General features: G+C 64.0%; 16 protein-coding genes. 14 read left to right on the forward strand and 2 right to left on the reverse strand.

The features are described from left to right. Positions 1 to 33: 33 nt before the first annotated feature. The 6 genes from HWE17_RS23440 (at position 34) to HWE17_RS23465 (ending at position 8,492) form a co-directional block, all read left to right on the forward strand. The gene (locus tag HWE17_RS23440) at positions 34 to 1,536 is read left to right on the forward strand and encodes a CoA-acylating methylmalonate-semialdehyde dehydrogenase (RefSeq protein ID WP_099400725.1); all 1,503 of its coding nucleotides are present in this window, start codon (positions 34 to 36) and stop codon (positions 1,534 to 1,536) included. Positions 1,537 to 1,582: 46 nt separating this feature from the next. Then, a complete protein-coding gene (locus HWE17_RS23445) occupies positions 1,583 to 2,950 on the forward strand; it encodes an NAD(P)-dependent oxidoreductase (RefSeq protein ID WP_176390431.1) in 1,368 nt (455 codons plus the stop codon). Beyond that, positions 2,950 to 4,230, forward strand: a complete 1,281-nt coding sequence (gene preA / locus HWE17_RS23450; RefSeq protein WP_217916867.1) for an NAD-dependent dihydropyrimidine dehydrogenase subunit PreA — start codon at positions 2,950 to 2,952, stop codon at positions 4,228 to 4,230. Before HWE17_RS23445 ends, preA begins: the two co-directional genes overlap by 1 nt. A gap of 122 nt (positions 4,231 to 4,352) precedes the next feature. Beyond that, the gene (locus HWE17_RS23455; RefSeq protein WP_176390432.1) at positions 4,353 to 5,837 is read left to right on the forward strand and encodes an NCS1 family nucleobase:cation symporter-1; all 1,485 of its coding nucleotides are present in this window, start codon (positions 4,353 to 4,355) and stop codon (positions 5,835 to 5,837) included. Positions 5,838 to 5,854: 17 nt separating this feature from the next. Next, positions 5,855 to 7,246: a dihydropyrimidinase gene (gene hydA, locus HWE17_RS23460; protein ID WP_176390433.1), complete on the forward strand. Its 1,392-nt coding sequence runs from the start codon at positions 5,855 to 5,857 to the stop codon at positions 7,244 to 7,246. Between the two features lie 10 nt (positions 7,247 to 7,256). After that, positions 7,257 to 8,492 (forward strand): Zn-dependent hydrolase, encoded by a 1,236-nt coding sequence (locus HWE17_RS23465; protein ID WP_176390434.1) that lies wholly within the window; start codon positions 7,257 to 7,259, stop codon positions 8,490 to 8,492. 12 nt (positions 8,493 to 8,504) lie between these two features. Here the strand turns inward: HWE17_RS23465 and HWE17_RS23470 are convergent, their stop codons facing one another. After that, a complete protein-coding gene (locus HWE17_RS23470; RefSeq protein ID WP_176390435.1) occupies positions 8,505 to 10,259 on the reverse strand; it encodes an allantoate amidohydrolase in 1,755 nt (584 codons plus the stop codon). Between the two features lie 73 nt (positions 10,260 to 10,332). Then, entirely contained in the window at positions 10,333 to 11,271 is a 939-nt protein-coding gene (locus HWE17_RS23475; RefSeq protein ID WP_035825036.1) for a LysR family transcriptional regulator, read from the reverse strand. Positions 11,272 to 11,402: 131 nt separating this feature from the next. On the opposite strand from HWE17_RS23475, the gene HWE17_RS23480 reads away from it, so the two are divergent. The 8 genes from HWE17_RS23480 to HWE17_RS23515 all read left to right on the forward strand — a co-directional run bounded on the left by HWE17_RS23480 (position 11,403) and on the right by HWE17_RS23515 (position 21,586). Continuing rightward, on the forward strand, positions 11,403 to 12,635 hold the full coding sequence (locus HWE17_RS23480) for a urate hydroxylase PuuD (protein ID WP_176390436.1): 1,233 nt from the start codon (positions 11,403 to 11,405) through the stop codon (positions 12,633 to 12,635). Further along, on the forward strand, positions 12,632 to 13,864 hold the full coding sequence (locus tag HWE17_RS23485) for a M20/M25/M40 family metallo-hydrolase (protein ID WP_176390437.1): 1,233 nt from the start codon (positions 12,632 to 12,634) through the stop codon (positions 13,862 to 13,864). The genes HWE17_RS23480 and HWE17_RS23485 overlap by 4 nt, the downstream gene beginning before the upstream one ends. A 63-nt stretch (positions 13,865 to 13,927) precedes the next feature. Then, positions 13,928 to 15,289 (forward strand): amidase, encoded by a 1,362-nt coding sequence (locus HWE17_RS23490; protein WP_176390438.1) that lies wholly within the window; start codon positions 13,928 to 13,930, stop codon positions 15,287 to 15,289. An 89-nt stretch (positions 15,290 to 15,378) separates the two neighbouring features. Further along, positions 15,379 to 16,710 carry a paraquat-inducible protein A gene (locus HWE17_RS23495; RefSeq protein ID WP_176390439.1) on the forward strand — a complete coding sequence of 444 codons (1,332 nt, stop codon included), beginning with the start codon at positions 15,379 to 15,381 and terminating at the stop codon, positions 16,708 to 16,710. Next, positions 16,703 to 18,334: an intermembrane transport protein PqiB gene (locus HWE17_RS23500; RefSeq protein ID WP_099379341.1), complete on the forward strand. Its 1,632-nt coding sequence runs from the start codon at positions 16,703 to 16,705 to the stop codon at positions 18,332 to 18,334. Before HWE17_RS23495 ends, HWE17_RS23500 begins: the two co-directional genes overlap by 8 nt. Continuing rightward, the gene (locus tag HWE17_RS23505; RefSeq protein ID WP_255206368.1) at positions 18,331 to 18,927 is read left to right on the forward strand and encodes a membrane integrity-associated transporter subunit PqiC; all 597 of its coding nucleotides are present in this window, start codon (positions 18,331 to 18,333) and stop codon (positions 18,925 to 18,927) included. Before HWE17_RS23500 ends, HWE17_RS23505 begins: the two co-directional genes overlap by 4 nt. 53 nt (positions 18,928 to 18,980) lie before the next feature. Beyond that, positions 18,981 to 19,385, forward strand: coding sequence for a DUF2946 domain-containing protein (locus tag HWE17_RS23510; protein WP_099379342.1), 405 nt, complete (start codon positions 18,981 to 18,983; stop codon positions 19,383 to 19,385). 77 nt (positions 19,386 to 19,462) lie between these two features. Then, positions 19,463 to 21,586 (forward strand): TonB-dependent receptor, encoded by a 2,124-nt coding sequence (locus HWE17_RS23515; protein ID WP_255206369.1) that lies wholly within the window; start codon positions 19,463 to 19,465, stop codon positions 21,584 to 21,586.

Here is a 21,586-nt window from a genome sequence, read left to right on the forward strand (position 1 = left end):
GGTTAATTCGGGTTTAACAATAGAAAGTGCATCATGAACGATCTCGATACGATTACCCACTTCATCAACGGCGCCAAAGTCGACACCCACAGTGGCCGCTACGGCGACGTCTACAACCCCGCCCTGGGCGAGCCCGTGGCCCGCGTGGCGCTGGGCACCGTGGAAGACGTGGATGCGGCCGTGCAGGCCGCCGCCGCCGCCTTTCCTTCCTGGTCGGCCACGCCGCCGCTGACGCGTGCCCGTGTCCTGTTCCGTTACCTGCAGCTGTGCCAGCAGCACACGGACGAATTTGCCGCCATGCTCACGCGCGAACATGGCAAGACCTTTGCCGATGCCCAGGGCGAAGTGGCGCGCGGCATCGAGATGGTGGAGTTTGCCGTCGGCATTCCGCAGTTGTTAAAGGGCGAGTTCACGGACCAGATTTCGCGCGGCATCGACGCCTGGTCCATGCGCCAGGCGCTCGGTGTGGTGGCCGGCATCACGCCTTTCAACTTCCCCGTGATGGTGCCGATGTGGATGTTCCCCGTCGCTATCGCCTGCGGCAATACCTTTGTATTAAAGCCGTCCGAGCGCGATCCGTCGGCGTCCCTGCTGCACGCCAAACTGCTCAAAGATGCGGGCTTGCCCGACGGCGTCTTCAACGTGGTGCAGGGAGATAAAGTGACGGTCGACGCCTTGCTCGACCACCCCGTTGTGCAGGCGATCAGCTTTGTCGGCTCCACGCCGATCGCCGAATACATCTATGCGCGCGGCAGCGCCAGCGGCAAGCGCGTGCAAGCGCTGGGCGGCGCGAAGAATCACATGGTGGTGATGCCCGATGCGGACATGGACATGACGGTCGACGCGCTGATTGGCGCTGCCTACGGTTCGGCGGGCGAGCGCTGCATGGCCATCTCGGTGGTGGTGGCCGTGGGCGACGCGGGTGACAAGTTGATCGATGCACTGGCAACGCGCACGGCCGCACTGAAAGTGCGCGACGGCATGGAAGATGGTGCGGAAATGGGACCGGTCGTGTCCTTGGCCGCCAAACAGCGCATTGAAAAACTCATCGCCTCCGGCGTGGAGCAGGGCGCGACCTTGGTCGTCGATGGCCGCAACCATGTGGTGCCGGGCCGCGAGAACGGCTTCTTTGTCGGCGGCACCTTGTTCGACCACGTCACGCGCGACATGAGCATCTACAAGGAAGAGATTTTCGGCCCCGTGCTGTGCGTGCTCCGGTGTCCTGACGTGGTGCATGCGGTGGAGCTGATCAACGCCAACGAGTATGGCAACGGCGTGGCCATCTACACGCGTGACGGCGGTGTGGCGCGCGAATTCGTGCGCCAGATTCAGGTCGGCATGGTGGGCGTCAACATCCCCTTGCCCGTGCCGATGGCCTTCAACAGTTTCGGAGGCTGGAAGCGCAGCATGTTCGGCGACCACCACGCGTATGGTCCCGAAGGCGTGCGGTTCTACACGCGCCACAAGGCCGTGATGCAGCGCTGGCCGAACACGGCAAGCGCTGGTGTGGAATTTGCTTTTCCCCAGATGAAGTAAGGGTTTCAAATCACAAGCCGGCCGCACATAACAAGAGGAATACGCGATGATCGAGTCTTTGAACTATTTGCCGCATCCCGCCCTGCCCAACGAGGAACTGGCGGGCCATTTCACGGACCTGGCGCCGCCGCTCACGGCGCGCCAGGCGGCCATCGAAAGCGCCCGCTGCCTGTACTGCTACGACGCGCCGTGCAGCCGCATCTGTCCGTCGGAAATCGACGTGGCCAGCTTCATCCGCAACATCCACGACAAGAACATCAACGGCGCCGCCGCCGGTATCCTGAAACAGAATATCCTGGGCGGCAGTTGCGCCAGAGTCTGCCCGACGGAAATCCTCTGCGAAGACGTCTGCGTGCGCAACCACGACGCGGAAGGCCAGCCCGTCAAGATTGGCCTCTTGCAGCGCTATGCCGTCGACCACATGCACTTCACCCGCCATCCGTTCCAGCGGGCTGCAAGCACAGGCAAGACGATTGCCATCGTCGGCGCGGGTCCCGCCGGCCTGTCGTGCGCGCATCGCCTGGCCATGCTGGGCCACGATGTGGTGATCTTTGAAAAGGAAGGCAAGGCAGGTGGCCTGAATGAATACGGCATCGCCAAGTACAAGCTGACGGACGATTTCGCGCAAAAGGAAATCGACTTCCTGCTGGACATCGGCGGCATCGAGATCCGATGTCGCCAGGTGCTGGGCGAGAACCTGCAGCTGCGCGACTTGCACGCGCAGTACGACGCCGTGTTCCTCGGCCTGGGCCTGGGTGCCAGCCGCAAGCTGGGCTTGACGGGCGAGGATGCGCCGGGACTCCTGGCTGCCGTCGATTACATCAGCGCGCTGCGCCAGGCGGACGACCTGGCCGCGCTGCCCGTGCCGAAACGTGCCATCGTAATCGGCGCCGGCAATACGGCCATCGACATGGCCGTGCAAATCCAAAGGCTCGGCGCCGAGGAAGTCACCCTCGTCTACCGGCGCGGCTTCGACGCCATGACGGCCACCCACCATGAACAGGAGATCGCCAAGGCCAACCAGGTACGCATGCTGACGTGGGCCCAGCCGCAGCAGGTGCTGCTCGACGCGGCTGGCAAGGTGGCGGGCATGCGCTTCGAGAAAACTAGCATGCAGGGAACGCGCCTGGCTGGCACGGGCGAAACGTTCGACGTGGCGGCCGGCGCCATCTTCAAGGCCATCGGCCAGAGCCTCGACACGGAGGTGCTGCATGACCCGATGGCGTCATTGCTGAAACGCGAAGGCGACAAGATCGCCGTCGATGGAGGTTTTCGCACGGTGCTGCCGGGGATCTACGCGGGCGGCGATTGCGTGGCGCCGGGGCAGGACTTGACGGTGCAAGCCGTCCAGCATGGCAAGCTGGCCGCACTGGCCATCCATTCCGATTTGTTCAATAAAGTGGAGGCTGCATAATGGCTGATCTCAGCATCGAATTTTGCGGCATCAAGGCGCCGAATCCCTTCTGGCTGGCGTCCGCACCGCCGACGGACAAGGCCTACAACGTGGTGCGCGCGTTCGAGGCGGGGTGGGGCGGCGTCGTGTGGAAAACCCTGGGTGAAGACCCGGCCGCCGTCAACGTCTCGTCGCGCTATTCCGCCCTGTATGGCAAGAACCGCGAAGTGGTGGGCTTCAACAACATTGAACTGATTACCGACCGCTCGCTTGAGATCAATCTGCGCGAAATCACGCAGGTGAAAAAGGACTGGCCCGACCGCGCCATGATCGTCTCCCTGATGCTGCCGTGCGAAGAGCACTACTGGGCCGACATTCTGCCCAAGGTCGAGGCGACGGGAGCGGATGGCATCGAGCTCAATTTCGGTTGCCCGCACGGCATGCCGGAGCGGGGCATGGGCGCGGCCGTGGGCCAGGTGCCCGAGTACGTGCAGATGGTCACCGCCTGGTGCAAGAAGCACAGTAGATTACCCGTCATCGTCAAGCTCACGCCCAACATCACGGACGTGCGCATGCCGGCGCGCGCGGCCAAGGCGGGCGGCGCGGACGCCGTCTCGCTGATCAACACCATCAACTCGATCACCTCGCTGGACCTGGACCGCATGGTGGCCTTGCCCATCGTCGGCGGCGCCAGCACGCACGGCGGCTATTGCGGGTCTGCCGTCAAACCGATCGCCCTGAACATGGTGGCGGAAATCGCCCGCGATCCGCAGACGCGCGGTTTGCCCATTTCCGGCATCGGCGGCATCGGCAACTGGCGCGACGCGGCCGAATTCCTCGCCCTGGGCGCCGGCTGCGTGCAGGTGTGCACGGCCGCCATGCTGCATGGCTTTCGCATCGTCGACGAGATGAAGGATGGCCTGTCGCGCTGGATGGACGAGAAGGGCTATGCACGCATCAGCGATTTTTCCGGCAAGGCTGTGGCCAACACGACGGACTGGAAATACCTGGACATGAATTACCAGGTCATCGCGCAGATCAACCAGGACGACTGCATCAAATGCGGCAAGTGCTATGTAGCTTGCGAAGACACCTCGCACCAGTCGATTGCGCAACTGATCGACGCGGCCGGCACGCGCACCTATGAAGTGATCAAGGAGGAATGCGTGGGCTGCAACCTGTGCGAAATCACCTGTCCGGTGCAGGGCTGCATCACGATGGTGCCGCAGACGACAGGCAAGCCGTACATGAACTGGACGCAGGATCCGCGCAACCCTCGGGCATTGGCGGAGTCGGCATAGGGCACGGTTATTGCGTGCGTTTTATTTGTAAACAGCGGCCGGCCTTTGCGGTAAGCTAGATTGACTTAAAGGTCGCGCCGTTTCTATAAAACCGATCCCCTCCCAACCGATGGAGCATACCTGTGAACCACGACTATTCAGGCAACACGCAACTCTGGAATGAAGACCTGGCGCCCACCACGGCGGCGCAGCGCACCTGGCGCTGGTATCACTTTGCCGCGCTGTGGGTCGGCATGGTGATGTGCATTCCCGCCTACACCCTGTCGGCCAGCCTGATCGACAGCGGCATGTCCGGTTACCAGGCCGTGCTCACGGTATTTCTCGCCAACGCCATCGTGCTCCTGCCCATGCTGCTGATCGGCCATGCGGGCACCAAGTACGGCATCCCGTATGCCGTGCTGGCGCGCGCCTCGTTCGGCACCATGGGCGCGCGCTTGCCGGCCCTGATGCGCGCCATCGTCGCCTGCGGCTGGTACGGCATCCAGACCTGGTTTGGCGGGCAGATGATCTACACCCTGATGGGCGTGCTGGTGGGCCATGAACTGGGCGGCGAGAAGATCGCGGGCCTGGGCATCAATGGCAGCCAGCTGCTGTGCTTTTTGGCATTCTGGGCCATCCAGTTCTATTACATCCTGCATGGCATGGAATCGATCCGCAAGCTCGAAACCTATACGGCGCCGCTGAAAATCCTCATCTGCTTCGTGCTGCTGTACTGGGTGCACAGCAAGGCGGGCGGCGTGGCCAGCCTGCTGGATCAGCCATCGCAATTCATCCCCGGCGGTAAAAAGGCGGGCCAGTTCTGGAGCGTCTTCTGGCCATCGCTGACGGCCATGGTGGGTTTCTGGGCCACGCTGGCATTGAACATCCCCGACTTCACGCGCTTCGCCAAGACGCAGCGCGACCAGGTGATCGGCCAGTCGATCGGCTTGCCGGTGCCGATGGGCCTCCTGGCCATGCTGGCCGTGATCGTCACGGCAGGCTCCGTCGTCATGTACGGCAAGGCCATCTGGGATCCCGTCGACCTGGCCAGCCGCATGACGGGCGCCGCCGTGCTGATCGCCCTGATCATCCTGCTGATCGATACGGTCAGCGTCAACCTGGCCGCCAACCTGGTGGGCCCGGCGTACGACTTTTCCTCGCTGGCGCCGAAGCAGATTTCATACAAGATGGGCGGCTACATCACGGCTTTCATCGCCATCGTCATGATGCCGTGGAAGGTGCTCGAGTCGACGCAGGGCTATATCTTCACGTGGCTGATCGGCTACTCGGCCCTGCTGGGACCCATCGCGGGCATCCTCATCGTCGACTATTATTTTGTGCGCAAGACGCAGCTGGACGTCAAACAGCTGTACCGCGACGACGGCGTCTACTCGTATGGCAATGGCTGGAACATGGCGGCGCTGATCGCCTTTGTCATCGCCGTGCTGCCGAACATCCCGGGCTTTTTGAATGCGGCCTTTCCCGCGGCGTTTCCCGATGTGGCCGAAGGCTTCAAAACCATCTACACCTACGCCTGGTTCGTGGGCGTGGCCATCGCCGCCGTCGTGTACGGCGTCATGATGAAGGGCAAGGCCGTGGCGCACGTGCAGCAGGCGCCGCAGTCGTAATCAATCAAGGAGACAAGATGACTACACTGATACGTGGCGGTACCGTCGTCAACGCCGACCGCGCGTTTCGCGCCGATGTGCTGATCGAGGGCGACATCATCGCCGCCGTCGGCGAGAACCTGCCGGTTCCGGCTGGCGCCACGGTGATCGACGCGGGCGGCCTGTACGTGATGCCGGGCGGGATAGACACGCACACGCACATGAATCTGCCCTTCATGGGCACCGTGACGTCCGACGATTTTTTCACGGGCACGGCGGCGGGACTGGCGGGCGGCACCACCACCATCATGGACTTCGTCATTCCGGCACCGAAGCAGTCGCTGATCGAGGCGTATCACCAGTGGCGTGCGTGGTCGGCCAAGGCGGCCGGCGACTACACCTTTCACGTGGCGATCACCTGGTGGAGCGAGCAGGTGCATGAAGAAATGGGCATCCTCGTGCGCGAGCATGGCGTGAACAGCTTCAAGCACTTCATGGCCTACAAAAACGCCATCATGGCCGACGATGAAACACTGGTAAAAAGCTTTACCCGTTCCCTGGAGCTGGGCGCGCTGCCCACCGTGCACGCGGAAAACGGCGAGCTGGTTTTTCAATTGCAGCAAGCCTTGCTGAAGAAGGGGATTACCGGACCGCAGGCGCACCCGCTGTCGCGCCCACCGGCCGTGGAAGCGGAGGCGGCCAACCGCGCCATCGCCATTGCCAACGTCCTCAATACTCCCGTGTACATTGTGCACGTCTCGTGCGCGGAATCGCTCGACGCCATCACGCGGGCGCGCGCCAACGGCCAGCGCGTGTATGGCGAAGCGCTGGCGGGCCACCTGGTAATCGACGACAGCGTCTACCAGAGCGATGATTTTGATTTCGTCGCCGGCCACGTCATGAGCCCGCCGTTTCGCGGCAAGCACCATCAATCGGCCTTGTGGCACGGCCTGCAAAGCGGCAACCTGCACACGACGGCCACCGACCACTGCACCTTCTGTGCCGAGCAGAAGGCGGCCGGCAAGGACGACTTCACGCGCATCCCGAACGGCTGCGGCGGCGTCGAGGAACGCATGGCCGTCGTATGGGACGCGGGTGTCAATTCCGGCATGCTGACACCGTCCGAATTCGTCAAGGTGTCGTCCACGAATGCGGCGCAGATCTTCAATATGTATCCGCGCAAGGGCGTCATCGCCGTCGGCAGCGATGCCGACATCGTGCTGTGGGACCCACAGGGAACACGCACCATTTCCGCCGCCACGCAGTTCGCCAAGGGAGGCTTCAACGTCTTCGAAGGGCGCACCGTGCGCGGTATCCCCAGCACCACGATTGCCGCCGGCAAGGTGGTGTTCCACAAGGGCGAACTGATGGCCGTCGAAGGGGCCGGGCGCTATATCGAACGGCCCGCTTTTTCCGCCACGACAGCTTAAGGAGTTGACGATGGATGCATTGCGTATCAATGGCGAGCGCCTGTGGGCGGCCCTGATGGAACTGGCGCAGATCGGCGCGACAGCGAAGGGCGGCGTGAAACGCCTGGCTCTGACGGACCTGGACAAGCAGGGACGCGACCTCGTAGTGGGCTGGGGGCGCGAAGCGGGCATGAGCATCACGATTGACCAGATCGGTAATGTCTTCATGCGCCGTGACGGCGTAGATAACACCTTGCCGCCCGTGATGACGGGCAGCCATATCGACACGCAGCCCACGGGCGGCAAGTTCGATGGCAATTACGGTGTGCTGGCGGGACTCGAAGTGGTGCGCACCCTGAACGATTTGCACATCAAGACGCAGGCGCCCATCGAGGTGGCTTTCTGGACCAACGAGGAAGGCTCGCGCTTCGTGCCCGTGATGATGGGGTCCGGCGTGTTCTGCGGCGCCTTCTCGCTGGAGACCGCGTATGCGGCCAAGGACACGGAAGGCAAAACGGTGGGCGAGGAGCTGGCGCGCATCGGATACAAGGGCGAGCAGGTGCCGGGCGACCATCCGATAGGCGCCTACTTTGAAACGCATATCGAGCAGGGCCCCGTGCTGGAAGACGCGGACAAGGTGATTGGCGTGGTGCCTGCCGTGATGGGCCTGTCGTGGTATGACTGCGTGGTGACGGGCATGGAAGCGCATGCGGGACCCACGCCCATGGGCTTGCGCAAGGATGCGCTGCAAGTGGCCACGACCATCATGCAGGAAGTCGTCGCCATTGCCAACCGCTACCCGCCGTATGGGCGCGGCACGGTGGGCATGGTGCAAGTCTTCCCGAACAGCCGCAACGTGATTCCCGGCGAAGTCACATTCAGCATCGACCTGCGCAATGTGAACGATGAACTGCTCAACACCATGCATGGGGAGATCACGGCCTTCATCGACGCCACGCGCGACAGGACGGGCCTGGGCATTTCACTGGAACGGGTGTCCTACTACCCGCCATGCCCGTTCCACCCCGACTGTGTGGGTGCCGTGCGCAACGCCACGGAAAAACTGGGCTATTCCGTGATGGACGTGGTCTCCGGCGCCGGCCACGACGCCATCTACGCGGCCCGGCTGGCGCCGGCCGGCATGATCTTCGTGCCGTGCAAGGACGGCATCAGCCACAATGAAATCGAAGACGCCAAGCCCGAGCACCTGGAAGCGGGCTGCAACGTGCTGCTGCACGCGATGCTGGAGCGGGCCGTGGCGGTATAAGCTTTGGGCAGCTTACGGCTTCGGCTGGAAGCTGCGCAAGAACGCCAGCAGCGCGCGCGCCGCGATGTCGGCGTCGTCCGCCGTCATGGTTTCCAGCGGGTTGTGGCTGATGCCGCCGTTGCCGCAGCGGGTAAACAGCATGGCCACATCGGTGATGGCGGCCATGGCCATGGCGTCGTGGCCGGCTCCCGACAGCAGCGCATACGGTGCGATGCCGACGGATTCCACGGCCTGCGCCAGCTGCGCCATCAGCCACGGCGCGCAAGGCGCCGCGCTGATCGACAGCAGCAGTTCAAGCTGATAATCGATCTGGCGCCGCGCGCAGATGGCGGCGATGCCATCGAGAATATCGTCGACGGCCGCCTGGCGTACCGCGTCGCTGGCCGCGCGGATATCCAGCGACAGGGTGCAGGCGCCGGCGATCACGTTGACGGAGCCATTCGGTACCTGCAGCTGCCCCACGGTGCCCACCAGCGCCTCGCCCTGGTTGCAGCGCTGTTCCACCAGCAGGATGATTTCGGCGGCCGCGCTGGCGGCGTCCTTGCGCATGGTCATGGGCGTGGTGCCCGCGTGGCTGGCCACGCCGCCAAGATTGACCAGGTAGCGCGAGCTGCCGGCAATCGCCGTGACGATCCCCAGCGGCAGGTCGCGTTCCAGCAGCACGGGACCCTGCTCGATGTGCACTTCCACATAGCCGAGCAAATCCGCCGGATCGCGCGCGATGGCGCCGATGGCGCTCGCCTCGTGGCCGGCGGCGGCCAGCGCGTCGCGCATGCTCACGCCATCCGCGTCTAACTGCTCCAGCAGCGACACGTCGAACTTGCCCGTGATGGCCGTGCTGCCCAGGAACGTGCTCTTGAAGCGCACGCCTTCTTCCTCGGCGAAGCCGACGACCTCGAAGTGGAAAGGCAGCTTTTCGCCCCGTTCGTGCAGGTGGCGCACGACGGCGATCGGCAGCACGATGCCCAGCCGGCCGTCGTACTTGCCGCCGTTGCGCACCGTGTCGTAATGGGATCCCGTCATCAGGGTCTTCGCGCCGGGGATATCGGACAGATAGCGGCCGACCACATTGCCGACGGCGTCGATGTGCACCTGCATGCCGGCGTCCCGCATCCAGTCGGCCAGCTGCGCGGCCGTTCTCTGGTGCGCCGGCGTCAGGTAGGCGCAGGTCAGGTTGTAATCGCTGTCGCTCCAGCCGGCCAAGGTTTCCGCGTGCTGCATGATGGCCGGACCGAAGTCCAGGCGCACGTCGAACAGGTCGTTCAGGCGCAGCTCGGCGATGCGCTTGATCTGCCGCAGCGATTCGGCCAGTTCATCGGCGCGCCGGTTCTTCAGGCGCCGGGCAAATGTGGCGATGATGTCCTGGCGCGTCAAGCCTTCGCCCGTCGGGCCCTTGACGGCCAGGATGAAGGGAAAGCCGAATTTGGCGTTGTATTCACTGTTGAGGCGCTGCAGGGTGGCAAATTCGTCGGCGCTGCACAGGTTCAGGCCGGACTTGGCCTGTTCGCGCGTCGATTCCGCCGTCAGCTGGCCCGCGATGGCTGCCTTGCCGGCCAGTTCCGGGTGGGCGCGTATCAGCCCCAGTTGCTCTTCGGGCGAGGCGTGCGCCAGCACGCGCTGCAGCTCCGTCTTGAGCGCCGTCAGGCTGGCAAACGGCCGGGCGGCGGCCGCGCGCTGGGCGATCCAGGGCGAATGTTCATAGATGCCATGCAGCCGTGCGATAAAGTCTGCCGGGCTGCCGGCGTTCAGGTCTGAAAGGGTGGTCATGGTTTTCCGATCATGCAAGCGGTGATGATAGCGCCCCGTTCCTGCGTCCATTATATGCGCGTGCTGATAGCGGCTATCGCTGCACCAGCGCCTTGGCGGCCGCGCTGACCTGGTCGCGCAGCCATTTGTGCTCGGGCGCCTGGTGCACGCGCTGGTGCCACAGCTGGTAAAAGCGCATGGGCGGAAATTTCAAGGGCACGGTATACGTTTTCAGCGGCAGGGTCTTTTCATAGAAACGCATGAATTGCCGGCCCGTGGTCAGCACCAGGTCCGTCTGCGTCAGCATGTAGGGGATCAGGCCGAAATACGCGGATTCCACCACCACGTTGCGCTGCAGGTTTTGCCGTTCGAGGAAGGAATCGATCACGCCGTGGTAGCCGGGCATCATCTGCGACGGCGCCACGTGGGGCAGGCTCAGATAATCGTCCAGGGTCATGGCGTCGCTGGCCGTGCGGCGCGCATAGGCGTTTTCCGCATGCATGGCGCAGATGATGGGGTCTTCGAACAGCTTCGAGATGTGCAGGTGCGCGGGCGGCTCGTCCCAGTTGGCGATCACCAGGTCCAGGCCACCATCGGAGAGCTGGCGGATATGGTCGATGCCCGGCCCCAGGCTGTGCAGCACGACGCGGCTTTTCGGCGAGCCGCGGCGCAGCAGCGCCACCACGTTGGGCAGGAACTGGCTGTCCAGGTAGTCGGGCGCGGCGATATGAAAGGTGCGCGCCTCGTCCTGCGCCACGAACGGCGTCTTCTTGACGAACAGGCTTTCCGTCTGGTCGAGGATGCGCTTGGCCGGATTGAGCAGGCTTTCGCCATGCTGGGTGGGCACCATGCCGCGCGCGCCGCGCACGAGCAGCGGGTCGCCCGTCAATTCTCTAAGCTTGCGCAAGGAGGCGGAAATCGAGGGCTGCGGCTGATTGAGCTTCAATGCCACGCGCGAGACGTTCTTTTCCACCAGCAGCAGGTAAAGGATGCGGATCAGGTGCAGGTCAAGGTGTTGCGGCAGGCTGGACATGTGGCGGCGCCTCTGTTGTATATCGATTTGAATATGTCAAATATACGATATATTTCATGTGATGGGCGGTAAATCCGTTTATCTTGTGTAGATTGGCACGAATATTGGTTCGGTCTGACTAGAGGAAATTTATGGAAGTATTCGCCTATCTGATCCCGTACGGCCTTGAGTGGCTGAACCTGATCGTCCGCTGGCTGCACGTCATCACGGGCATCGCCTGGATCGGTGCTTCCTTTTATTTCGTCTGGCTCGATAACTCGATCCGCCCGCCCGCGCCCGGCTCCGAGCTGGCGAAGAAGGGCGTGTCGGGAGAGCTGTGGGCCGTGCATGGCGGCGGTTTCTACAACCCGCAAAAATACCTGGTGGCGCCCGCCGAATTGCCGCAGGAGCTGCACTGGTTCAAGTGGGAAGCGTATTCCACGTGGCTGTCCGGCTTTGCGCTGCTGACGATTGCCTACTATTTCAATGCCCAGGCCATGATGATCGACAAGGTCGTGGCGGACATCTCCAGCGGCCAGGCCGTCGGCATCGGCATCGCCACCCTCGTCATCGGCTGGACCGTCTATGACTTGCTGTGCCGCTCGAAGCTGGCGCAATATGAACTGTGGTTTGGCGTGACCGTGTTCGCGCTGATCGTCGGCGCCGCCTACGTGCTCACGCATTTGCTCAGCGGGCGCGCCGCCTACATCCACGTGGGCGCCATGATCGGCACCATCATGGTGGCCAATGTGCTGATGCTGATCATTCCCGGCCAGCGCAAGATGGTCGAGGCCATGGCGGCCGGCAAGCTGCCCGACCCCAAGCATGGCCTGAAGGCCAAGCAGCGCAGCGTGCATAACAATTATTTCACGTTGCCGGTGCTGTTCATCATGATCAGCAACCACTACGCGATGACTTACCGTAACGACCACGCATGGCTGGTGCTGGCGCTGATCATGGCGGCCGGCGTCTTCATTCGCCACTTCTTCAACCTGCGCCACAAGGGACGTGTCGAGTGGCGCTATCCGGCCATCGGCGTGGCCTTGCTGCTGGCCGTGGCTATCGCCATCGCGCCGAAAGCACCGGTGGCCGTGGCGGCCGCGCCGGCGGCGGATCCTGTCGCGCAGTTCAAGAGCGTGCATGCCATCATCGCCCAGCGCTGCGCCACCTGCCATTCGGCCCAGCCCACGCAAGCTGGTTTTGCCACGGCGCCGGCCGGCATGATGCTCGATAATGAAACTCAAATCCGCCAGCACGCGGCGCAAATCTACCAGCAGGCCATCGAATTGAAGGCCATGCCGATCGGGAACCTGACGAATATGACGGAGGCCGAGCGCAGCGAATTGGGCGCCTGGCTGCAACAGACCATGCAAGGAGCAAAATGACGACGCACGCAGAAAAAATCACGGCCTGGATCGACGACCACTTCGACGAGGAAGTCGCCTTTTTACAGCAGGTGGTGCAGCAGCCGACGGATACGCCGCCCGGCAACAACGCGCCCCATGCGGAGCTGGTGGCCCAATTGCTGCAGGCATATGGCTGGCACGCCGAAAAACACGCGGTCCCTGCCGACCAGGTGGAAGCCTACGGCATGCAGAGCATCACCAACCTGATCGTGCGCCGCCCCTACGGCGCAGGCGGGCCGACCGTGGCACTGAATGCGCATGGCGACGTGGTGCCGCCCGGCGACAACTGGACGTATCCGCCATATGGCGGCCAGATCGACGGCGGCTATATGTATGGCCGCGCGACGGCCGTGTCGAAAGGCGATTTCGCCACCTATGTGTTTGCCGCGCGCGCCCTGGAGGCGCTGGGTATTGCCTTGAAGGGGCAGCTGGAACTGCATTTTACCTACGACGAGGAATTCGGCGGCTTGCTGGGGCCGGGCTGGCTGCTGGAACAGCAACTGACGAAGCCCGATTTCGTCATCGCCGCCGGTTTCAGCTACGGCATCGTCACGGCGCACAACGCCTGCCTGCAGCTGGAAATCACCGTGCACGGCAAGTCGGGCCACGGCTCCATGCCGGAAACGGGGCACGATGCGCTGCAGTCGGCCAACAAGATCCTCAACGCCATCTACGGCCAGCTGCCGGAGCTGAAAAAGATCAAATCCAAAGTGGCCGGCATCGACTCGCCCACCATGCTGGTGGGCCGCATTGATGGCGGCACGAATACCAATGTGGTGCCGGGCAGGGTCGTCATGAAGATGGACCGCCGCATGATTCCGGAAGAAGACCCGGTGGCGGTGGAGGCGCAGGTGCGTGCGCTGATCGAGAATGCCGTGCGCGGCGAGCCGGGCATCCGCATCGAGATCCGCCGCCTGCTGCTGTCGCATGCGCTGCGCCCCTTGCCCGGTTCCGAGCAGCTCGTCGGCAGCCTGCAGAAAAATGCGCAGGCCATCCTCGGCGAGACGATTCCCGCAGTCGGTACGCCGCTGTATGCGGATGCGCGCCTGTATGGCGAACGGGGCATCCCCGCCGTGCTGTATGGCGCCGGCCCGCGCACGGTGCCCGAATCGAACGCGAAGAAAGCAGACGAGCGCCTGGCGCTGGACGATTTGCGTAAGGCCAGCAAGATCGTGGCCCTGACCCTGCTCGACTTCCTGGGCGCTTGACAGGGCGGCGACTATGCCGCATGCATCCGGTAAGATGCATGCCTGGACAATCGCGGAGGCAGCATGGAGTTGACTGGCAAGAGGACGATAAGGGAGCTGGCGGCCGACCTGGCCGCCGGTCGCATCACCAGCGTGGCGCTGACACAGCAGATGCTGGCGCGCGCCGAGGCGCACCGGGCGCAGGGCGGCCATGCCTATGTCAGCCTCGATGGCGAACAGGCGCTGATGGAAGCGCGGGCCAGCGATGCGGCGCGCGCCGCCGGCATCGTTGCCTCGCCGCTGGCAGGCGTGCCCATTTCCATCAAGGACCTGTTCGACGTCAGGGGGCAGGTCAGCAGCGCCGCTTCGCTGGCGCTGGCCGACGCGCCGCCCGCCGTGGCCGATGCGCTTGCCGTGGCGCGCCTGCGCGCAGCCGGCGCCGTCCTGCTGGGCCGCACCAACATGAGCGAATTCGCGTTTTCCGGCCTGGGCCTCAATCCCCATTACGGCACGCCGCGCAATCCGCTGGACGGCGCGCGCGTGGCGGGCGGCTCCACCTCGGGCGGCGCCGTGACGGTGGCTTTGGCGATGGCGGCCGGCGCGCTGGGCACGGACACGGGCGGCTCGATCCGCATCCCGTCCGCCTTTTGCGGCCTGACCGGTTTCAAGCCGACGGCCGCTTCCGTGCCGCTGGCCGGCACGGTGCCCCTGTCGCGCTCCCTCGATTCGGCCGGCCCCATCGCCCACAGCGTCGACTGCTGCGCGGTGCTTTACGCGGCGCTGTCGGGCCGCAAGCTTGCCGATGGCGCGCCAGCGTTGAAAGGACTGCGTTTCGGCTTTACCCTGGACTACGTGGGCACCCATGTCGAGCCGCAGGTGCAGCAGGCATTCGACCGTGCGCTGGACAAGCTGCGCGCGGCCGGCGCGCAGGTGGAGCAGTTCGATTTCCCGGAATTGCTGGAGCTGCCGACGATTAATGGCGGCGGCGGCCTGGTGGCGGCGGAAGCCTGGCACTGGCACAGGGCGCGGCTGGAAGAGAAGGGCGCGCAATACGACCAGCGCGTGGCGGCGCGCATCCGCCGCGGCCAGCAGCAGGGTGCAGCGGACTACATCGATTTGCTCGATGCGCGTGCGCGCCTGATCGCCATCGCGAAGCAGCGCCTGGCGCCATTCGACGCCTGGCTGATGCCCAGCGTAGCCGTACTCGCGCCGCAGGTCGCGCCGCTGGAAGCGGATGATGCCACCTTCTTTGCCACGAACGGTCTGGTGCTGCGCAACGCCAGCGTGATCAACTTCCTCGATGGCTGCGCGCTGTCCTTGCCATGCCATGCAGAGGGTGAGCTGCCCGTGGGGCTGGGCATTTGCGGCCTGGCCGGCGCCGACGATCAGGTGCTGCAAATCGGCCGCGCCGTGGAGGCGCTGTTGCGGGGGAGTGGAAAAGAGTAATACCGTAGTGCAGGAAAATGCCAACTCTGTCATGATGGCTGGCATTAACATGGGAAAGTCGCGCTTCAGGCGCCGGCAAACTTCACACTGTGCACCGATACGACCTGATTAGCTGTCATGACTGCGGCGTGTTGTACCGCAAACGTCCGCTGCGTCCACGCGAAAAGGCGCGCTGCATCCGTTGCCGCTCGGTGTTGTATCGCGGCGCCCACGCGCGCGGCGCATCGGCCGAATTGAGCAAGGTGGTGGCGCTCACCCTGGGCGCCGCCTTCGTCTTCCTGATCGCCCAGTTTTTCCCCATCGTCGAACTCGACGTCAATGGCCTGACCTCCAGCGCCACCCTGCTCGGTTCCATCCGCGTGCTGTGGTCCGAGCAAATGCACATCGTGGCGACGATGGTCTTCCTGTTTACCATACTCTTTCCCGCCATCGAACTCGGTTCGCTGCTGTATGTGGCGCTGGGCTTGCGCGGCGGCGTCAAGGTGCCGGGCTTTAACCGCGTGCTGCGCGCCGTGCAGACGGCGCGCGAATGGGGCATGACGGAGGTGCTGATGATCGGCATCCTGATCACCGTCGTCAAGATGACCAGCCTGGCCACGGTGCTGCCGCAACCGGGGCTGTTCGCGTTTGGCGCGCTGACCCTGATGCTGGCCATCGTCGTCTCGTTCGACCCCAAGGCCCTGTGGAACCTGGGCGACGACCTGACCCGCCAAGCGCTGCCCGGCATCCGCTACAAGGCCTTCGCACCGGGCGAGAAGGTGCTGCCTTGCCATGCTTGCGGCCTGGTGGCGCCGCCGCTGGGCAAGGGCAAACACCTGGCGTGCGTGCGCTGCGGCACGGCCCTGCACGTGCGCAAACCGGACAGCATCAACCGCACCTGGGCCTTGCTGATCGCCGCCATGATCCTCTACATTCCCGCCAACCTGCTGCCCGTGATGGTGACGCAATCGCTGTTCGGCGCGCAGGACGACACCATCATGAGCGGTGTGGTGCTGTTCTGGACCAGCGGCTCGAAAGGCCTGGCCATCATCATTTTCATCGCCAGCGTGGTCGTGCCGATGCTGAAACTGGGCGTGCTGGCGCTGCTGGCGTTTACGGCGCAGCGGCGCTCGCGGTGGCGGCCGCGCCAGCGCACCATCTTGTACCGCATGGTTGAATTCATCGGCCGCTGGTCCATGCTCGACATCTTTGTCGTCACCCTGACGGTGGCGCTGGTGCGCTTCAAGTCGCTGGCCGTGATCACGGCCGGACCCGGCGCGCTGGCCTTTGGCGCCGTGGTGGTGCTGACCATGCTGGCGGCGATGCAGTTCGACCCGCGCCTGATCTGGGACCCCGTCGACGACAAGGCGGCCGAGGATGAAAAACGCAGCAGTGCAGCAAATACCGGAAACAATACAGTGATTGGAGAACAGCATGGCTGACAAAGAAACGGGCGACCTTGCCGAAACCGGCGCGCGGCCTCTGCCCGAACCCGATGTGGACCCGGCCAGCCGCTGGCTGCCGTCGCTGGTATGGCTCATTCCGCTGCTGGCCGCGCTGATCGGCGCCGGCCTGGCCGCCAAGTCCATCCTCGACCAGGGACCCACGGTGACGGTCAGCTTCAAGAGCGCCGAAGGACTGGAGCCGGGCAAGACCAAGGTCAAATACAAGGATGTCGATATCGGCCAGGTGCGCGCCATCACTCTGGGCGAGGACTTGAGCAAGGTGCTGGTCACGATCGACATGAGCAAGGAAGCGCGCCGGTTCGCCACCGCCGATTCGCGCTTCTGGGTGGTGCGCCCGCAGATCGGCGCCAGCGGCGTGACGGGCCTGGGCACCTTGCTGTCGGGTGCCTACATCGGCGTCGATACGGGCAAGTCGGAAGCCAAAAAGGAGAATTTCCTCGGCATGGAGAGTCCGCCCGCCGTGGCCGGTGACCAGAAGGGCAAGCTGTACACCCTGCATGCGGACAGTCTCGGCTCCGTCGATGTGGGCTCGCCCCTGTTCTTCCACCGCCTGCGCGTGGGCAAGGTGGTCAGCTTCGCGCTGGACAAGGATGGCAACGGCATCACCATGTCCGTCTTCGTGAATGCGCCGTACGACCAGTTCGTCGGCAAGAATGCGCGCTGGTGGCATGCCAGCGGCGTCGACGTGCGCTTGGATTCCAACGGCTTCAAATTGAATACGCAGTCGCTGGCGGCGATGCTGGTGGGCGGCATCGCCTTCGAGGCGGAAAATGGCCGCAAGCCGGAGGAGCCGGCGCCGGCCAATACCAATTTCCGCCTGGCGGCCGACGAGGCCAGCGCCATGCGCGAACCCGATGGCGAGGCGATCACCACCGTGTTCTATTTCGACCAGTCGCTGCGCGGCTTGCAGCCTGGCGCCACGGTGGACTTCCGCGGGATCGTGCTGGGCGAGGTGCGTTCGGTGGGCATCGAGTTCGATCCTGTGAAGAAGAACTTCCGCATGCCCGTCACCGTCAATCTGTATCCGGCTCGCCTGGGCATGCGCTTCAAGGCCGCTGTCGACGATGAGGAAGGCTCGGCCGGTCACCAGCTGCTCGAACGCATGGTCAGCCGTGGCTTGCGCGCGCAGCTACGCACGGGCAACCTGCTGACCAGCCAGTTGTATATCGCGCTGGACTTCTTCCCGAAAGCGCCGAAGGTGACGCTGGAGTTGAACAAGTATCCGCTGGAAGTGCCGACCGTGCCGAATACCCTCGATGAATTGCAGACGCAGATCGCCAGCATCGCCCGCAAGCTGGACCAGGTGCCGTACGCGGAGATCGGCAGCAACCTGAACGCCACCATCAAGCAAGCCAATACCCTGTTCAAGCAGCTCGATGGCCAGGTGGTGCCGGAGATGCGCGATACCCTGACGGCGGCGAAACAGACCTTCGGTACGGCCGAACAGGTGCTGCAAAAGGATTCGCCGCTGCAGTCGGACGTGCGCCAGGCCTTGCAGCAGCTGACGCAAACCCTGCAATCGCTGAACGCGCTGTCGGACTACCTGGAACGTCATCCCGAGTCCCTGATCCGCGGTAAAAAAGGAGATGAAAAAAAATGATGAAGCCAATTTTTTCCGCGCTGCTGGCGGCCAGCCTGCTGGGCGCCTGCTCTACGCCACAGCCAGAGCATTTCTATACGCTCAGTGGCGGCGCCGACGCGCAGCCGGCCAAACCCGTCAAATACTATGTCGAGGTGCTGACCGTCAGCGTGCCGCAGCAGGTGAGCCGCAACCAGTTTGTCGTGACGGCGCCATCGGGCCGCATCGAATTGCTGGAGCAGCAGCGCTGGGCGGGGCCGCTGGCCGGCGAGATCGGCCAGGCCCTGTCGACGGCCGTGACGAACGACCTGGGCGCCATCGATGTGTTCCGCACGCCGCATCCGGACAACTTGCCCGTGTACCGCATCAGCACCAATGTGCAGCGTTTTGAATCGGTGATGGGACAGTACGCGCTGATCGACGCCGTGTGGAGCGTGCGCCAGCTGGCCAGCAGCAAGGTAGTCACTTGCCGCACGATAGCCAATGAAAAAGTGGGTGCCGGCTACGATGAACTGGTGCTCGGTCATCGCCGCGCCGTGAGCCGCATCGCCGCCGATACGGCAAGCGTCGTGCGCGCTTTTGACCGCGGCAGCGCCGGCTGTCCGGCCGCCTGAGCCGCTTTCCGCTATCCAGTCCCGGCGGCCGCTGGTAAAATGCGGCCATGGGAATGACCTTGTTCACGCGCCGCTTCGCCGCCTGGATCGCCTGCTTTGCGATCCTGCTGGCGGCGCTCGCGCCATCGATTTCCCAGGCCGTCGCCAACGCCAAGCAGGAGTCCGGCTCCGGCTGGGCCGAAATCTGCTCGGTGGCCGGCATCCGCTTCGTTCAGCTTGTGCAGGCCGATGATGACGGCGCCGCCGACGAAAAATCCGGCGGCAAGGCCATGCAGATGGAGCATTGCGCCTTCTGTTCCACGCATGCGGGTTCCGTCGGCCTGCCGCCGACGAACCCCGTGCTGCCGCTGCCTGTGGCCAGCGGCACGGCCATTTTCCCGGCACTGTACTACCAGTCCCCATCGCCCCTGTTCATCTGGTCCACCGCGCAATCGCGCGCGCCGCCCGCCCTCGTTTAAGTTTTTGCCTTTCCAATGCTGGCGCTGTCCACCTTGCGGTGTGAGGCGCCGCATCCGCACACTTAAACGAGAATCACATGAACAAGACATTATTGGTGCTGGCTGCTGCCATCACCGTGGCTTACCCCTGCGCGCGGGCGCAGCAAACTGATCAAGCCGACCACGGCATCGACACCGTCGTCGTTTCCGGCTCGCGCGCCCAATCGTGGCTGTCCGAGACGCCGCAGGCCATCGGTGTCGTCAACACCAAAACCCTGGAACGCGACAAGCCCAAGACCATGGGCGATATCCTCAACCGCATCGCCGGCGTGTACTGGAATGACCTGGGCAACGAGCAGCACAGCATGAGCATCCGCCAGCCCATCGGCACGAATGCCGTCTACCAGTACCTGGAAGACGGCATTCCCATCCGCCCGCTGGGTGTCTTCAACCATAACTCGCTCAACGAGATGAACATGGCGGGCGCCAGCGGCGTGGAAGTGGTGAAGGGCGCCGCATCCTCGCTGTATGGCAGCAATGCCGTCGGTGGCGCCGTCAATTTTCTCACGGCCGGCGCCAGCGCGACGCCGACGGCCAAGGTGGGTGTGCGACGCGATAACGTGGCCGGCTACACCCGCTACGATACGTCCGCCAGCGATACCTGGGGCCCGCTGGGACTGCGCTTTTCCCACTACAGTTCGCGCCGCTCGCGCGACAACTGGCAAGAGTACAGCTATGGCGACAAGGATTCGTTCTCGCTGCGCGCCGACTATGCGCTCAGCCCCACCTCGCAGCTGCGCGCCACCATCGTCCACACGGATCTCGATGCGGCCATGACGGGCAGCCTGTTCGAGAATGATTACCGCAGCAATCCTGGCAAGAGCCTGAACACGTTCACCTACCGCAAGGACAAGACCACGCGCATGAATCTGGCGTGGGAAGGCGCGACGACGGCCAATGGCACGAGCACCGTCACCGTGTTTACGCGCAAGAACGACCATGGGCAGATTCCCGCGTACTCCATCGGCAGCTGCGCGGGCATGCTGTGCAAGGGCGTCATCAACAACAACCACGTCGATTCGCTGGGGCTGGACGTGAAACACCAGCAGGAATTCGCGTGGCTGCGTTCGCGCCTGATTGCCGGCGTGTATGTCGACAAGAGCGACAATCCCTTTGTCAGCGATAACCTGTCCATCGTGCGCGATGCGGCCACGGGCCGCTACCTGCGCTATTCGCTGGCCAATGCGAGCAACCCGCAGGGCGTGCGCGACTACCAGACGGATATCCTCAATACGGCCGTCTTCGCGCAATGGGAATTTACGCCGCTGGCCGGTACGCGCGTGGTGCTGGGCGGGCGCTCGGACGCCATCCGCTACGACTACCATAACAAGCTGGCGCCTGGCGGCAGCGTCAATTACGGTGCGCCCGACGAGTCGCGCAGCTTTTCGCATGTGAGCCCGAAGCTGGGCGCTACCTACGCCATTGGCCATGCCGGCAGCGCGTATGCGAACGTCAGCCAGGGCTTCACGCCGCCCGAGGTGAGCCAACTGTATGGCAAGACGGGCATCGCCGACTTGCAGCCGTCCGTCTACAACAACTATGAACTGGGCTTGCGCTGGGCCTTTTTGCAGGGCCGCTTGAAACTCGACACGGCCCTGTACCGGCTCGACGGGCGCGACACCATCGTCAGCTACACGCTCTCGCCAGGCAACAGCGAAAACCGCAATGCGGGGCGCACGCGCAGCGAAGGCCTGGAGCTGGGCCTGAACTACGACAGCGGCCCGTTCGACGCGCGCTTCGCCACGGCCATCGCGCGCCACCGCTACCTGCGCTACCAGGTGTCGTCCACCCTCGATTACAGCGGCCGCACCATGCCGCAGGCACCGCGCGACATCACGTCGATCGAGATCGGCTACAAACCCGTGGCCGGCGCCCGTATCGCGCTCGAAGCCGTGCACCAGGGTCGCTACTGGATGAACAATGCCAACACGGTGGAGTACCAGGGCCACGCCTTGCTGAACCTGCGCGCCAGCTATCAGCTCGCGCGCGGGCTGGAAGCGTGGGCGCAGGTGCGCAACCTGGCAGATAAACGCTATGCCGATTCGGCCAGCAGCAGTTACGCGGGCACGGGCAGCTACGCGGCCAATACGCAGAACCAGTACACGCCCGGCGCGCCGCGCAGCGTGATGCTGGGCCTGGGCTATACCTTCAACGCACTGTGA

It is taken from the genome of Janthinobacterium sp. BJB401 (assembly GCF_013372745.1).
Classification (GTDB): Bacteria; Pseudomonadota; Gammaproteobacteria; order Burkholderiales; family Burkholderiaceae_D; genus Janthinobacterium; species Janthinobacterium rivuli.